The 14,513-nt window shown below is 64.6% G+C and carries 14 protein-coding genes and 2 tRNA genes; 10 read left to right on the top strand and 6 right to left on the bottom strand.

Annotated features, from left to right (window positions below; all coding sequences use genetic code 11):
- The 5 genes from GEMMAAP_RS14080 to GEMMAAP_RS14060 all read left to right on the top strand — a co-directional run bounded on the left by GEMMAAP_RS14080 (nucleotide 1) and on the right by GEMMAAP_RS14060 (nucleotide 5,300).
- The gene (locus GEMMAAP_RS14080) at nucleotides 1-1,266 is read left to right on the top strand and encodes a cysteine desulfurase-like protein (protein ID WP_053333729.1); all 1,266 of its coding nucleotides are present in this window, start codon (nucleotides 1-3) and stop codon (nucleotides 1,264-1,266) included.
- Nucleotides 1,267-2,523, top strand: coding sequence for a hypothetical protein (locus tag GEMMAAP_RS14075; protein ID WP_026848684.1), 1,257 nt, complete (start codon nucleotides 1,267-1,269; stop codon nucleotides 2,521-2,523). It abuts the gene before it with no gap.
- Nucleotides 2,520-3,047, top strand: coding sequence for an acyl-CoA thioesterase (locus tag GEMMAAP_RS14070; protein ID WP_026848685.1), 528 nt, complete (start codon nucleotides 2,520-2,522; stop codon nucleotides 3,045-3,047). The genes GEMMAAP_RS14075 and GEMMAAP_RS14070 overlap by 4 nt, the downstream gene beginning before the upstream one ends.
- Before the next feature lie 115 nt (nucleotides 3,048-3,162).
- Entirely contained in the window at nucleotides 3,163-3,939 is a 777-nt protein-coding gene (locus GEMMAAP_RS14065) for a transporter (RefSeq protein WP_026848686.1), read from the top strand.
- Between the two features lie 92 nt (nucleotides 3,940-4,031).
- Nucleotides 4,032-5,300 (top strand): MFS transporter, encoded by a 1,269-nt coding sequence (locus GEMMAAP_RS14060; protein ID WP_026848687.1) that lies wholly within the window; start codon nucleotides 4,032-4,034, stop codon nucleotides 5,298-5,300.
- On the opposite strand, the gene rnz is transcribed toward GEMMAAP_RS14060, so the two are convergent.
- The gene (rnz, locus tag GEMMAAP_RS14055) at nucleotides 5,297-6,253 is read right to left on the bottom strand and encodes a ribonuclease Z (protein ID WP_026848688.1); all 957 of its coding nucleotides are present in this window, start codon (nucleotides 6,251-6,253) and stop codon (nucleotides 5,297-5,299) included. The two genes, GEMMAAP_RS14060 and rnz, sit on opposite strands and share 4 nt — an antisense overlap.
- A 234-nt stretch (nucleotides 6,254-6,487) precedes the next feature.
- On the opposite strand from rnz, the gene GEMMAAP_RS20075 reads away from it, so the two are divergent.
- A complete protein-coding gene (locus GEMMAAP_RS20075) occupies nucleotides 6,488-6,850 on the top strand; it encodes a KGG domain-containing protein (RefSeq protein WP_082821338.1) in 363 nt (120 codons plus the stop codon).
- Nucleotides 6,851-6,958: 108 nt separating this feature from the next.
- On the opposite strand, the gene GEMMAAP_RS14045 is transcribed toward GEMMAAP_RS20075, so the two are convergent.
- Both GEMMAAP_RS14045 and GEMMAAP_RS14040 read right to left on the bottom strand, forming a co-directional pair.
- A complete protein-coding gene (locus GEMMAAP_RS14045) occupies nucleotides 6,959-7,942 on the bottom strand; it encodes a threonine ammonia-lyase (protein WP_053333730.1) in 984 nt (327 codons plus the stop codon).
- Between the two features lie 87 nt (nucleotides 7,943-8,029).
- A complete protein-coding gene (locus tag GEMMAAP_RS14040) occupies nucleotides 8,030-9,517 on the bottom strand; it encodes a deoxyribodipyrimidine photo-lyase (RefSeq protein WP_075071531.1) in 1,488 nt (495 codons plus the stop codon).
- Nucleotides 9,518-9,661: 144 nt separating this feature from the next.
- Between GEMMAAP_RS14040 and GEMMAAP_RS14035 the strand changes: the two genes are divergently transcribed.
- A tRNA-Ala gene (locus tag GEMMAAP_RS14035) sits at nucleotides 9,662-9,734 on the top strand.
- Between the two features lie 213 nt (nucleotides 9,735-9,947).
- Here GEMMAAP_RS14035 and GEMMAAP_RS14030 read toward each other — a convergent pair.
- Nucleotides 9,948-11,264 carry a hypothetical protein gene (locus tag GEMMAAP_RS14030; protein ID WP_026848689.1) on the bottom strand — a complete coding sequence of 439 codons (1,317 nt, stop codon included), beginning with the start codon at nucleotides 11,262-11,264 and terminating at the stop codon, nucleotides 9,948-9,950.
- Nucleotides 11,265-11,402: 138 nt separating this feature from the next.
- On the opposite strand from GEMMAAP_RS14030, the gene GEMMAAP_RS14025 reads away from it, so the two are divergent.
- From GEMMAAP_RS14025 to GEMMAAP_RS14015, 3 genes are all read left to right on the top strand, one after another.
- The gene (locus GEMMAAP_RS14025; RefSeq protein ID WP_026848690.1) at nucleotides 11,403-13,094 is read left to right on the top strand and encodes a glutamine--tRNA ligase/YqeY domain fusion protein; all 1,692 of its coding nucleotides are present in this window, start codon (nucleotides 11,403-11,405) and stop codon (nucleotides 13,092-13,094) included.
- 5 nt (nucleotides 13,095-13,099) lie between these two features.
- Nucleotides 13,100-13,675 carry a Uma2 family endonuclease gene (locus GEMMAAP_RS14020; RefSeq protein ID WP_053333732.1) on the top strand — a complete coding sequence of 192 codons (576 nt, stop codon included), beginning with the start codon at nucleotides 13,100-13,102 and terminating at the stop codon, nucleotides 13,673-13,675.
- A 70-nt stretch (nucleotides 13,676-13,745) separates the two neighbouring features.
- Nucleotides 13,746-13,818: transfer RNA gene (locus tag GEMMAAP_RS14015), tRNA-Gln, on the top strand.
- 97 nt (nucleotides 13,819-13,915) lie between these two features.
- On the opposite strand, the gene GEMMAAP_RS21170 is transcribed toward GEMMAAP_RS14015, so the two are convergent.
- Together GEMMAAP_RS21170 and GEMMAAP_RS14005 are read right to left on the bottom strand one after the other, a co-directional pair.
- Nucleotides 13,916-14,191 (bottom strand): DUF2442 domain-containing protein, encoded by a 276-nt coding sequence (locus tag GEMMAAP_RS21170; RefSeq protein ID WP_026848691.1) that lies wholly within the window; start codon nucleotides 14,189-14,191, stop codon nucleotides 13,916-13,918.
- Complete coding sequence (locus GEMMAAP_RS14005) at nucleotides 14,163-14,402, bottom strand: DUF4160 domain-containing protein (protein WP_026848692.1); 240 nt, start codon at nucleotides 14,400-14,402, stop codon at nucleotides 14,163-14,165. The genes GEMMAAP_RS21170 and GEMMAAP_RS14005 overlap by 29 nt, the downstream gene beginning before the upstream one ends.
- Nucleotides 14,403-14,513 lie beyond the last annotated feature (111 nt).

Raw genomic sequence — 14,513 nt, 5'->3', positions numbered from 1 at the left:
ATGTCCACCACTCTCGTGCAGACGGGTAGTGCCGAAACGATTGCCAGTGTGGAGGCCATTCGCGCCCAGTTCCCGGCGCTGGCTCGACGCGAAGGGGATGTGCCGGTGGCGTACTTCGACGGTCCAGGGGGCACCCAGGTGCCCAGGGGCGTCGCCGAAGCCATGACGTATTACCTGCTGCATCACAACGCCAACACCCACTGGGCGTATCCCACCAGCGCGGAGACCGACGCGCTGCTCATGCAGGCGCGCGAAACGCTGGCCGATTTCCTTGGCGCGACGGCCGGAGAAATTGCCTTTGGCGCCAACATGACCACGCTGCTCTTTCACATCGCGCGGGCCATTGGCCGCGGGCTCAAGGCGGGCGATGAGATCATCATCACCGAGCTGGATCACCACGCCAATGTGGCGCCGTGGCAGGCGTTGGCGAAGGAGCGGGGCGTGGTGCTCAAGTGGCTGCCCCTCGATCTCGACACGTATCGGCACGAAGCCGGTGCGTTTGAACGACTGCTCTCCGATCGTACCCGAGTGGTCGCCATCGGGGCCGCTTCGAACATCCTTGGTACCGTCAGCGATGTGTCGCGTCTGGTGCGACTCGCGAAGGCCGCCGGGGCCATCACGGTGGTGGATGCCGTGCACTATGCACCGCATAACCTGGTGGACGTGAAGGCCCTGGGGGCGGACTTCCTGTTGTGCAGCGCGTACAAGTTCTACGGGCCGCATGTGGGCGTCGTGTACGGGCGCGCGGAGGCCACGGCCGCGCTCGACCTGCCGCGTCTTGAACCGTCACCCGACTGGGTGCCGGAGTGTCTGGAAACCGGCACGCAGAATCACGAAGGCATTGTCGGGGCAGCGGCCGCCGTGGAGTTTCTGGCCAGCATCGCCGGCGATGTGTTGGCGCCGCGACGGGACCGACTGGCGGTGGCCATGAGCGGGTTGCACGCACGTGGCGAGCAGCTGTTCGCGCAACTGTGGCAGGGGCTTTCCGACCTGGAGCAGGTCACGCTCTATGGCCCGCCACCGGGCACTCCGCGCACGCCGACCGTGTCGTTCCGCGTGAACGGCTATTCGTCGGAAGCGGTGGCCCGTTTCATGGCACCGCGTGGCGTGTATCTGTCGCACGGGGACTTCTACGCCACCACGGTGGCCCGCCGATTGGGCTATGCGGAAGAAGGGTTCGTACGCGCCGGTTGCAGCTGCTACAGCACCGCCGATGAGATTGCGCGGCTGGTGGATGGCGTTCGCGTACTGGTGCAGGGGCACTGAATGCTGCGTCGCTCTCGAGCTGTTCGTACGGTCGTGCAGTGGACGGCGCTGATGATGGCGGTTGCCGTCGGCGCAGCCTGTTCAGAGACGGCCCGGTCGTCCGAGGCCTTGCCTGCGGCGGAGTTTTTGTTTGCGGCCGGTGACTCCACGTACTGGGTGCGCAGCAGCGGAGAAGGGATGCGTGTCCGGAGCGCACCCATTCTGCTCACGGAGGTAGATGGTCGCCTCTTTGAAATCTTCCTGTCGGATGACGGCGCCGAATACCCGGACGCCTCGTTCGCCACGGTGCGGCTCTGGTCGCGCGCGTTGCAGTCCACCGACAGCACATTGCTGTTTGCGGACAGCACGGTGCTGCGTGAGCTCGGGAATTGGCGCCGGCTACATCCCCGTGATGAAGAGATCGATCCGAGCGACGACGACGCGCCGGACGATCCACGCACGGTGGTGCACGACGAGATCGAAATTCTGGATGTGCACGGCCCCTTCCTGACCTTTGAGCACCTGCTCAACGCCGATATCGATGGTGGCCCTCCCCACCAGCATCGGGGGCGCCGCTTCGTGGTGGATGTCCGCAGCGGACACCTCGCGACGCTGGCGGATGTCCTTGGGAACGAAGAAGCCACCCGCGTCATGCGCGATGCGCGCGCCGCACTCGTGCAGTTGACCGACAGCATCAGGAAGGCGGGTGACGCCGGCGATGACCGGGCACAGGCGGCCGTGGAAACACTGTCCAGCTTTGCCTTCGATAGCACGAGCTTCGGCATCACGGATCTGGCGCGTGACCCGGCCATTGCGTTCATGGTGCCCGGACAGGCCCCTGATGGTGAGGCTCTTGCCTTGTATCTCCCCCCAATGGCCGTCAAGGCGCCCGCCTGGTGGCAGGGCGTGCGAGAGACGTTGCCGGAATGGGCGTCTGACTCTACTCGGGTCAGCTGGGACCGCGCCGCCTATGAGGTAGTGGCCATGCCGTCGGCCGATGGCGAAACGCTGGCACTCGTGCTGCGCTCGCGGCGCTTGGCGTCGTCGCGGCGTGAGTGGCCCGTGGCCACGGTGGGAGCACCGGCCTACCAGCTCATTGCCCTCGAAACTCCGCCACTCGATAGCGCCGGACGCGCCGCGCTGGCACGCGCGTTCGATGTCTCCACCGCGCTCGACGGCATGGTGCAACGGGCCTCGTGGCGCGTCACGCCGCCCGCCCGCGTTCGTCAACCGGCCACTGCACTGATGCGCCAAATCTCCAATTCCCCGAATCAATGACCGATCGACCGTCACGCCCCGTGGCCGCCTCGCAACACGAGACGAGCGAGCTCATTATGCCGCACGATGCCAATATCCTGGGGCACGCGTTCGGGGGGGCCATCATGGCCATGGTAGACAAAGCCGCCGCCGTGTCGGCATTCCGGCATGCCCGGACGGCCTGCGTCACCGCGTCCATTGATCGCGTGGATTTCCGCGAGCCCATTCACGTGGGCGACCTGGTCACCTGCAAGGCATCGGTCAACTTCGTGGGCACGACGTCCATGGAAATCGGTGTCCGCGTGGAAGCGGAAGATCTGATCAACGGCACGCGGCGACACACCAATACCTGCTATCTCACGTTCGTGGCGATTGATCGCAACGGGCGCCCGGTGCCCATTGCGAAGGTGGATCCGGAAACGGACGAACAGCAGCGTCGCTACGACGCCGCGCAGGCTCGCCGCCGCCGCCGCCTCGAGGAACGGCAGGATGAGGCACGCACCACCAACGAAACGGGAGGCTCGGCCCCAGTTCGTTCAATGTGACGATGCGTGTGGAAAGTGTGACAGTCTGCTAAAGCTTGGATTGGGATAAGCCGAAATGAGGGGAACACCGGCGATGTGGCTGGTATCTGTGGAATCCTCATTTCGACCTCCCGATATGTCATTTCGTCATTTGCTGACCGCCGTCGTGGCGGGTACGTCCCTGTCCGCCTGTGCCACTATGGGTACGCGTGACGCGCTGGTCTCGGACCGACCGGACTTTACGGAAGCCACCGTGCTGGTGGATAAAGGGCATGTGCAGGTCGAGTCTGGCAGCACCTTCTCCCGCGAGGGGGACACGCGCTCAACGGCGTTCGGCGAAGTCCTCATGCGGGCGGGACTGGCCAGCAAGGTGGAACTCCGCGTCGCGGGCAACTCCTTCGTGCGCGAGCGCGCTGGTGATGCGCTTACCAGCGGGATGCAGGACGCTTCCGTGGGCTTCAAGTTCAAGCTCGCCGAAGGACCGGAATCGCCGTCGTGGAAGCCGGCGCTCTCCGTCATCACGCACACCACGGTGCCGAGCGGATCGCGCGTGTATCGGACGCAGCGTGCCCAGCCCGAGGTGAAAGTCCTTGGCGCCTGGACCCTCTCCGATCGGGTGAGTTTCTCCAGCAACTTCAATGTGGCGCGCCCCTATGACGGCGTCCGCAGCTTCACGGAATACGCCGGCAGCGGCTCATTCGGAATTGCCGCAACGGGTCGCGTGGGTCTGTATGCTGAAGCCTACGCCTTCGCCCCGCAGGATGGGTCCAAGGTGGTCAGCAAGTACGTGAACAGCGGCTTCACGTTTCTGTTCAGCCCCGACGTTCAGCTCGATGTGCGCGGTGGGGTTGGCCCCACCACGATGGCCAAGCGGGACTACTTCGCCGGCGTCGGATTGGTCGTGCGGCGCTGAGTTGTACCCCGTGTGGGGTGGTGCAAAACGACGTCCTGCGGGACGTCGTTTTGCGTTACGGTATGGCGAGTCTTCTTCGCTAGGTTATGCGCATGACCGCTGACGCCACCGGCGGCGCGCCCGATACCTTTGCGGCGCTCCGCATTCCCAATTTTCGTCGCTATATCCTGGCGCTGTTCACCCTCACGCTCGGGGTGCAGATCCAGGGCACGGTAGTTGGCTGGCAGATTTACGATCTCACCCGTGATCCGCTGGCGTTGGGACTGGTGGGGCTGGCGGAGGCACTGCCCGCCATCAGCATGTCCCTCTTTGCGGGACACGTGGCCGATACGCACGACCGTCGGCGCGTGGCCGTAATGGCGCTCAGTGTCCTGGTGGGCTGTTCTCTCGCGTTGTGGTGGCTGGGGCATCCGGCCCCCATTGGTGACACGCCACTAACGGCGCCCGAGCGGGTACGGGCCATCTATGCCGTGATTGTCGTGAGCGGAATTGCCCGCGCCTTTTTGCAGCCGGCCCGCCAGGCGCTCAGCGCGGAGCTGGTGCCACGCCCGTTGTACAGCAATGCCATTACCTGGCGCAGTGGCAGCTGGCAGTTGGCGGCCGTGCTGGGGCCTGCGTTGGGCGGCCTGCTCTACGCGATGGGCGGCATCACCCTCAGTTATGCGGTGGATGCGCTGCTGATGGCATTCGCCGTGGTGGTGCTTCTGCTCGTGCGACATACCTCGCCGGTACGGGACGCCAGCGGGGAACCCATGCGCGTGGCCATTCTTGGCGGCCTGCGTTTCGTGTTTGCTGACTCGCTGCTTCTCAGCGCCCTCACGCTCGACTTGTTCTCGGTGCTGTTTGGTGGGGCCGTGGCGCTGCTCCCGCTCTTCGCCGGCGAAATTCTGCAGGCCGGTCCCACGGGCCTCGGGCTGCTGCGTGCGGCTCCCGCCGCCGGCGCCGTGGTGTCGAGTGTGCTGCTCACGCGCTTTCCCCCCTTTGCGCATTCCGGTCGCAATCTGTTGCTCGCCGTGACCGGCTTTGGGCTGTGCACTATTGGGTTTGGCCTCAGCCGCAGCCTGCCGCTTTCCATGGCGTTCCTGGCGCTGGGCGGGGCCAGTGACATGATCAGCGTGGTGATTCGCAGTCTCATGCTTCAGATGCGCACCCCGGAGGCGCTGCTGGGGCGCGTCTCCAGCGTGAATCAGATCTTCATTGGCAGCTCAAACGAAATTGGCGCCTTCGAAAGCGGGCTCACGGCCCGCTGGTGGGGGGCGGTAACGGCGGTCGTGGTCGGTGGCGTTGCGACGCTGGCCGTGGTGGGGACCATTGCCTGGCGCGTGCCGAGCCTGCGCCGGCTCAAACAGCTCAAGACCTAGTCGGCATCCGGGGACGGCAGCTGCGTGGCCAACTCCTCGGTGAGTCCCAGCACGATCTCGGTACCGTCTTTCACCACCACCGTTTCCCGGAACACCTGTCTGGCCTCGCGCTCCAGCTCCTTGGCGTTGAGTGAATAGCGGGCCGAGATGTGGGTCAGGGCCAATCTCCGCGCACCAGCGGCGTGCGCCACTTCTGCGGCCTCGCGCGCCGTGCTATGCCCCGTCTCCAGCGCGCGCTGGGCTTCCTCGTCGGCAAAGGTCGCCTCGTGGATCAGCAGGTCGGCATCGCGTGCGGCCTCAATAGTGGCGGCACACGGGCGGGTATCGCCGGTAATCACGACCCGGCGTCCTCGGCGGCGTTCGCCAACCAGCACCCTGGCCTCAATGATCCGCCCGTCCTCGAGGGTAATGGACTCCCCTCGGTGAATGCGCCCCCAGAGCGGCCCTTCGGGGATGCCGAGCTCGCGGGCGAGCTCCGGGTTGAACCGCCCCTTCCGTTCTTCTTCAACGAGGGCGTAGCCGAGCGAGGCGGACGGGCCATGGCTCACGGCAAATGTCTCAATTCGGTAGTCGCCACGTGAAAGTGTGGCGCCGGCTTCGAGCTCAGTGATGTCTACAGGAAACGTGGTGCGCTCGCCACCCAAACTGATGCATTGACGCAACGTTTTGCCGGCGCCACGGGGAGCCCACAATCGTAGGCGCTCGGTCCGCCCTTGCAGCGCCATAGTACGGATGAGTCCGGTAATACCCAGAATGTGGTCGGAATGCGTGTGCGTGAAGAAGAGATCTTCGAAAGCAAACGAGACCCCGAACCGCATCATCTGACGCTGGGTCCCTTCCCCGCAGTCGAAAAGAAGAGTCTGGCCCTCTCGTATTAGAGCGAGAGAAGCGACTCCGCGCTCAACCGTGGGGCGGGAGGCGGCGGTACCAAGGAAACGAACGAGCAGCGGCATCGCACGAATATAGGCGAGTGTCCCCCGGCGCTGGGGCTGATGCCGGGGGTGTAACAGCCCATTTGCGGTCCCATGTTTGCAATACCCCACTGTGAAGACCCGCGGCCAGAAGAGCGGCCCGGGGTTTGCAGTACAGGTTGGTTGTAATCGCCGCGGAATGCTGGATCTGTGACGGACGGTCCATCACGGCCCACAAACCGCACTCGATAGTTCATCCGGACAGCCGGGGGGCGTATGACCGGAAAGAGCCGACGCGGCTTCGCGTCAATGGATCCTGCGCGTCAGCGTGAGATCGCGAGCAAGGGCGGCCGAGCCGCTCATGAGAAGGGTACGGCGCACGAGTGGTCGTCCAATGAGGCCCGGGAAGCTGGGCGCAAGGGCGGCGTAACCGTGAGCCGGGATCGGGCCCACATGGCTGCCATTGGCCGTGAAGGAGGGGAATCCCGCAGCGCAGCGGCGCGGCAGGCGCGGATTTCCCGTGGATCGGAACGGGAAGTTCCAATGCAGGTGTCACGTGATATGGGGCAGCCGCTTTCGGTGCCTGCCGACCGTACCCGGAGCGACGTGCCCCGGATCGACGAGTCGTCGGCGCGCTGAGACTGCGGTAGTACACGGCCGATGTGCGCCGTGCCCAATCGATTTCCGCCCGTAAACAACGCCGGCGTCATTCCCATGACGCCGGCGTTGTGCGTGATGGCCCTTTACTCAGCCCGGAAACTGGGCGAGCAGATGCTGGAGCCGTGACGGGTCGATATTTCGGCCGCTCACCAGGGCCACCAGCGGACCCGTGGGCGCATCCAGTTTTCCATGCCGGAGCGCCGCCACGGTAACGGCGCCGGCGCCTTCCACCGCCATGCCGGTCGTGCGATGCAGCCAGGCGATCGTTTCGCCCAGCTCCTCCTCGCTGACCAGCAGCAGCTCGTCGGCGCAGGTCTGCCCGATATGCAAGGCGTCGTCATCAATCTGCCCCGCCAGGCCGTCGGCGAGCGTCGGCGTGACCGGCGAGTCGATCACCATTCCCGCGCGGACACTCTTCGTCATCGCCGCCGTTTCCACGGTCTGCACACCAACGACACGCACCTGAGGGGCGAGCGGGCGGAAGACGGCCCCCATTCCGCCAAGCAAGCCACCGCCGCCGGTGCAAATCACCACGGTCCGCAGGTCGGGGAGTTGCTCCAGAAGCTCCAGCGCCACCGTCCCCTGACCGGCCAGCAAATCGAGCCCCAGGCACGGATTGATGAAACGAATGCCCTCGCGCGCCGCGTGCGCCTTGGCCAGGACCATGGCCGCATCGTAGTCCGGCGCCTCATCGTTGACGACAGTGCCCAGCGACCGGATGCCATCCTTCTTCACCTGGGGGGCCGTGCTGGGGACGTACAACATGGCGGGGGTCTCGAACGCCCGCGCGGCGTAGGCCACACCGAGGCCATGATTGCCGGCACTCGACGCCACCACCCCTTTCTCCCGATCCTCCGGCGAGAGGCCGGCCAACACGTTGTACGCACCGCGCACCTTGAACGACCCGGTGGGGTTCTCCAGTTCATACTTGAACCAGACGTCTACCCCGAGGGCATCACTCAACGCGTCATGGCGCGCCACGCGACTGGGTGGCAAGAACGTGCGCAGCCGTTCGGCGGCGGTCCGCACCGCACTGACTGCGGGAACAATGGCTGGATTGAAGGAGGACATGCGCGGATTGTAACACGCGCCGCCGTGCAGAACTACATCACGGCTACATCGCAGCTACATCGCGACGACATCGGTGCTACATCGCCCTCACAGCAGCCGGCTCCCGCGTACCCGCGCGATGTACCCCTCCACATCGAATTTCATCTTCGCCCGGTGCGTCACCATGGGGCGGATACCGCCCCAGACAGGCTTGTTCCCCCAGGGGCGGTCCCACAACCCGAGGCACCACATAATGCCACCCACGCTGTTCGGGTCACGCCCGTCGAGCGCGTACTTGTCGTTCAGGTGAAACATGATGGTGCGTGCCTGCTCGTAATCCGGTGTCCAGAGCAGGATCGTCTTGCCCCACAGCATGCGGGGATAGTTGTGGATAATGCCCTGTGTCACCAGTTCGTGTTGCGACGCATTCCACAAGCGATCACCGGTGTGTCCCGTCTCAAGCTCCTCCAGATCGTACAACGCCGGCCGGGGGTCGTTCACATGCTCGGCCATGGTGCGTTGCACCCAATCGGGCAGTGCCGAAAGCTGGTCGAAGTTGGGGGTCCGTACACACCAGTTGTACGCCAGCTCACGCCAGGTGGTGACCTGCTGCACAAACGCATCCAGGTCGGCGGCCGCCACTCCGGTCGTGCGCGCCTCGCGAATCAATCGCGCCGATGGGATCTGTCCGTAATGCAGATACGGCGACAACCGTGATGTGCCGTCGGCATCGCCCGCTTCGTTGCGCTGCTCCGCGTAGTTGGGCAGCGCCGAGAAAAGAAACGCCGCAAAGCGCGCCGTCGCCGCCACACTGCCTCCCGCCAGCGCCACCGCCGGAACGGTGTGGTCGATCTCGCACTGCGCGACTTCCCGTGCAATGTCGTCATCACTCATGGTGGCCAGTGCCAATGGCACCAGCCCGCCCCCTTCGGCGATGGTCGCACGCAGCGAGAGGCGCAGTGGCTCACTCACTGCCACTCGTGGCATGCCTTCCGCTACCGGCTCAATAGCGTGGTCCAGCAGCTTGCCCAGTTTGGGGCGAATGGTGCGCGCCGCAAACTCCGCCTTGGTAAACGCGCCGCTCGGCACGGAACACACACTGTCCACCGCCAACACGCGACAGTTCACCCGTTCGGCAAAGCGCGCCACTCGCTCGCGAATGCCCGCCGTGGGAAACAGATCGGTGATCACCACATACGCGCGCGCGGCCACGCGATCCACCACGCGTCTGTCGTCTTCGCGTGTGCGTCGCAGCACGAACTGATAGTGCAGGCCAAGGGACTCGGCATGGCGCGCCGTATCCCGTGCGCCCTGCAGAATGAACGTGTGGTGGCGGTCGCTGGCGTGCGGATACGTGGGGTCGAGTCCCTGATGGATCACCAGCGGGAGGTTCACGCGGTTGGCCGTACGGATGGCTGCCCGGAGCCCCCAGTTCTCATCCAGCCGATGAGTGGCCTGCATCCAATACAGCACGTACTCCCCATCGGGATTGTACGTCTTGCCGTTCACGTCCACCGTGCGCGGGACCAGTTGGTCGCGCACGTAGTCGGCGTCGAGCGGGTGCGGTGCAGTCGTGGCGGAAATCGAAATGGTCATGGCTCGGAGGAAACGCATGACAGGCGCCGAGGGTGCCCGCGAATGTGTCACCACCTTGACACCGCCCATCCACTGGCTAGCTTCCCCTCCGTAACCCGATGGGCCCCGCGCCACAGGAGCGGGGCTTTTCTTATCCGGGTCACTGGGGCTGTAGCTCAGCTGGGAGAGCGCTGCATTCGCATTGCAGAGGTCAGGGGTTCGAGCCCCCTCAGCTCCACTGTACTTCCCGTTCGGTGACGTTTTGGTGTCCCAGCGGGTACCGGGTTGTGACACATCCGGCGCTGGTGTGACGCAGGAACCCCGTGCATCGTCCAGTGTACAACAACGTAAGCCCGCCGCCGATCGGTAGGACGGAGAGTTCCAATGACGGTGCGCGTGGCAGTTTGTGAAGCCCTGGTAAGTCCCTGACTTATCGGGGCTTCCTTGTTTCTCAAGGCTCCGCGCCCGCGCCGCCGGTCGCTACCAGCCCCTCCATATCGGTGCGCATGGCTCGGAACAGCTCCACGAGGAACCGGTTCTCCTCCTCCTCCACCTGCCCGGCAAAGTCGCTCATGGCCGTGAACCCCAGGTTCCCCAGCCAGCGCATGATGGCGCTCTCCTTCACCGCCACATCCACTACGCGCTCGCTGATGGTTTGACCATTGGGGCCGGTTCGCAACCCGATCCTGAAGTACACGCCCGTCCCCTCGAAGGGGTGGCGGATGGCCGAGCTGAGCAGACGTTCCGCGATTAGCGGCAGGTGCCACTTGGGCTCGCGGGTAAACCGGATCTGCCAGCCCCGCTCGCGGGGGGTGGAGAGGTGCACGAACTCTCCCACCATGTTGGAGACGCCCACCGAAAAGAGCCCCAGTTTGGCCATGGCGTCCACGTTCAGGATGAGCGTGTCCGGCATGGGGCGCGCCGCCCCGGTAATCGGCTGCAGCATGCCCCCTTTGGTGCGGAAGCGCATGGTGAGCACCCGGTTGGCTGCCTGTGCATCAAACCAGTCGTTCCCGTAGCGGTCGGACAGACGGTACCGGTACTTGGCCGGCTCCACGTACTTCTGCAGGAACTTGGCGTACTGGGGGAAGTTGCTCGCAATGCGACGGGAGTCGATGCGGACCTGCATGGATACCAGTGTCGATCCGTCCAACTGGGAGACGGCGTTGATGCTGTCCATGGTGAGCAGCCGCCCCATGGCCGTCGTGGTGCGTGGAAACGCACTGCGGTAATCGGTCCGCATGGCACTGCCGGGGCGTTCGGCGCTCAGGAAGATCCCTTTGGCCACCTCGTTGAGCCGCGACGGGGGGATCGTGCCCACGTGGTGCTCCACCACGGTGTGCCAGAACCAGTCGTCGGGGCCACGCCGTGACAAGCCAATGAGGTGGCGCTGGTCGCCCAGTTTACCGGGCGTGGGCGTCCCGGTGCGCGGTACGAACTGGTACTGGTTGTTTACCAGCGCGGCCTGCCATTCGGCGTCGCGTTCGGCGCCGGTACGTGACGTACGCATGGCCGTCCAGATGGCGGTGTCCTCCACCAGTTTGGACGGGGCAAAGGCGTAGCGGCCAATGCGCATGCGCCCGTACTGCACCTTCTGCTGGCGCGACACGTTGGTGAAGCGCGCCTCGAATCCGGCAATGATCCCGTCAAAGTTGGCCTGGGCCGCCTTGAGCTCTGGCCCATAGGCAAACGCTCCGCCTCGGCACCCGCTGAGCAGGGGAACCGCGAGGCAGACGGCCAGGAACACGGAACGGGCGCGGCGTGACATGCAGGCAGATTAAGGCGAGAACCCGGAACGTGAGAAGGAGCGAAACCCTCACGGGCTACCCCACTGTTCTCCGATGTATACCAGCGGGGATTAGATTGAACGGTCATCCTTACCCGTACACACGTGTCCGATTCCCCGATGTCTGAAAATAGTGCGGCCCCGCGTCGCGACTTCATCCGTGAGATGGTCGCCGAAGATGTGGCGACCGGCCGCTTTGGCCGTGGGCCGGCCACGCGGTTCCCTCCCGAGCCAAATGGCTTTTTGCATATGGGGCACGCGAAGTCCATTTGCCTGAACTTCGGGATCGCCCAGGAGTTTGGGGGCACCTGCAATCTGCGCTTCGACGACACCAACCCCGCCACGGAAGACGTGCGGTACGTGGAGTCCATTCAGCGCGACGTGCAGTGGCTGGGCTTCCAGTGGGACGGACTGTACTACGCCTCCGACTACTTCGAGCAGCTGTACGACATTGCCGAGTCGCTGGTGCTCAAGGGCAAGGCGTACGTGGACGACCAGAACGAAGAGCAGATCCGCACCAACCGCGGCACGGTTACCTCGGCGGGGACGCCCAGCCCGTGGCGCGATCGCAGTGCCGATGAGAATCTCGATCTGCTGCGTCGCATGAAGGCCGGCGAGTTCCCCGACGGCGCGAAGGTGTTGCGCGCCAAGATCGACATGGCGCACCCCAACATGATCATGCGTGATCCGCTGTTGCTGCGTATTCGCCATGCGCATCACTATCGTCGCGGCAATGACTGGTGCATTTACCCGCTCTACGATTTTGCGCACGGCCTGAGCGATGCCATTGAAGGCATCACGCGCTCGTTGTGCACACTGGAGTTCAAGGACGCGCGCGAGATTTACGACTGGCTCGTCGCCGAGGCCGGGTTTACCAACCCGCCCACGCAAATCGAGTTTGCGCGCCTCGAGCTGGATTACACGATTCTCAGCAAGCGCAAGCTGTTGCGGCTGGTGAACGACGGACACGTGAGCGGCTGGGATGATCCGCGCATGCCCACCATTGCCGGGCTGCGTCGTCGTGGTGTGCGTCCGGAGGCCATTCGCGCGTTTGCCGAAGTCATTGGTGTGGCGCGCAAGGATGCGCGGGTGGAGATCGCCACGTTTGAGCATGCGGTGCGCAACGACCTGAACATGGAAGTGCCGCGCGTGTTGTGCGTGCTCAATCCGCTCAAGGTGGTGCTCACGAATTATCCGGAAGGGCAGGTGGAGATGCTCGATGCGCCGAGCTATCCGCACGATGTGCCCAAGACGGGGTCGCGCAGCATGCCCTTCTCGCGTGAGCTGTATGTGGACCGCGACGACTTCATGGAAGACGCGCCGAAGAAGTTCTATCGGTTGTCGCCGGGTCGTGAGGTGCGGTTGCGGTTCGGGTATCTCATTACCTGCAACGAAGTCATCAAGAACGACGCCGGCGAGGTGATTGAGCTGCGCTGCACGTACGACCCGGACACGCGCAGCGGCAACGCGCCGGACGGTCGCAAGGTGCAGGGCACCATTCACTGGGTGAGCGCGGCGCAGGCGCTGTCGTGTGAAGTGCGGCTGTATGACCGTTTGTTTTCGCAGCCCAATCCGGATGATGTGCCCGAGGGGCAGGACTTCTTGAGCGCGCTCAACCCGGCGTCGCTGGTAGTCATTCCGGACGCCAGGATCGAGCCGAGTGTGGCGAACGATCCCATTGGGTCGCGTTATCAGTTCGAGCGCACCGGGTACTTCATGAGCGAGCCCGAGAGCAGCACGCCGGAGAAGCTGGTGTTCAACCGCATTGTGGGGCTGCGGGACAGCTGGGCGAAGGAAGTGAAGAAGGGGTAGGCGATATGCCAAACGTGCAGGAGCGCCGCTGGTCGGTGGAGGACGTGTGGGCGTTGCCGGAGGATCCTGCGCGTCGGTACGAGACCGTGGACGGGGAGCTGCTGGTGAGCCCCATGCCGTGGTTTGTGCACCAGCGGGCGGTCACGAGGATCGGTGGCGCGCTCATTGGATATGTCGAGGCACAGCCGATTGGCGAGGTCATGTTTTCGCCCTACGACGTGGTGCTGGACCCATTCACGTTGATGCAGCCCGATGTCCTGGTCATCCATCCCGTGGGAATGGACGTGGTGCGCGGAGAGGTGCCACCCCCGGCGCCGTTTTTGGCGATTGAGGTGCTGTCCCCGTCGACCGTTCGGTCGGATCGGCTGCGCAAGCGCCCGCGATATCAGCGGGCCGGGATCGAGTGCTGGCTGGTGGACCTCGAGTCGGAGCTGATCGAGCGGTGGACGCCGGAGGCCGATCGTCCGGAAGTGTGTGCCGGGACGGTGGTGTGGCAGCCGGCGGGCGCCGGGTCCGCCTTTTCGCTCGAGGTGCCGATATTCATGCGAGCGGTGCTGGGGCCTGCCGAATCTGTTGGCTGACCCCCTACCGTAGCGGGCCGGTTTCCCTATATTTGACCGCTCAGCGGGGTGTTGCCCTGTTGAAGCCAGCTGCCCCTTAGCTCAACTGGCAGAGCGTCTGACTCTGGATCAGAAGGTTCCTGGTTCGACCCCAGGAGGGGCAATTGCAAGCGCCGTCGTCACTTACGAGTGATGGCGGCGTTTGTGTTCTGCGGGAGACTGGAGGGGATTCCCCGTTCCAGCCTCTCGGAGACTCCCGAGTTACGTACCCGTCGCTGGGGCAGGGGTCGCTCTCGATACCAGAGGAAAATCTGCCGGCCGTTGGATTGAGCGGACGGAGAGGTCCACGTCCAGCAGCGGCCAGTACAGGTGATCCGGACTCGGCCATTCGACGCGCGTGAGCGCCTCAATGGTCGCCTGTCGGAACCACGGGAAATCGTCGAACCGTACAAGCAGTTCCTCTTCGCCCAGCAACAGCCAGAAGCCGTGCCGGGAGACGTTTGTGACCTCAGGGGCCGAAGTGGCGGAGCCAGGCATCGCGGATCTCCCTTGTGTGACGTTCGACAATGTCTTGTGCCTCAGTGAGCTGCCGAGCGGTGAGACCGACCGCGTCCGCGAGTGCCACGTGCGGTACCAGCCAGAACTTGGCCTCCCCGTCCGGATGAGACACGTGTACATGCATTCGGGGTTCCTCACGCGAGAAGAAGAACAGGCGGAAGGGGCCTTCGCGCAGGACGGTTGGCGACATGCCCAGAATATACCAGCAGCGTTATGGCTACGGGACGGTTGCAGAGGGTCAACGCGGTGGGGCTGCCGCAGACCTCAGAGCCTTCCTGCCCAAAGGGTGCAGTCAGGCAAC

Origin of the sequence: Gemmatimonas phototrophica, assembly GCF_000695095.2 — a bacterium.
Classification (GTDB): Bacteria; Gemmatimonadota; Gemmatimonadetes; order Gemmatimonadales; family Gemmatimonadaceae; genus Gemmatimonas; species Gemmatimonas phototrophica.
This window is presented reverse-complemented; position numbering and strand designations above follow the sequence as displayed.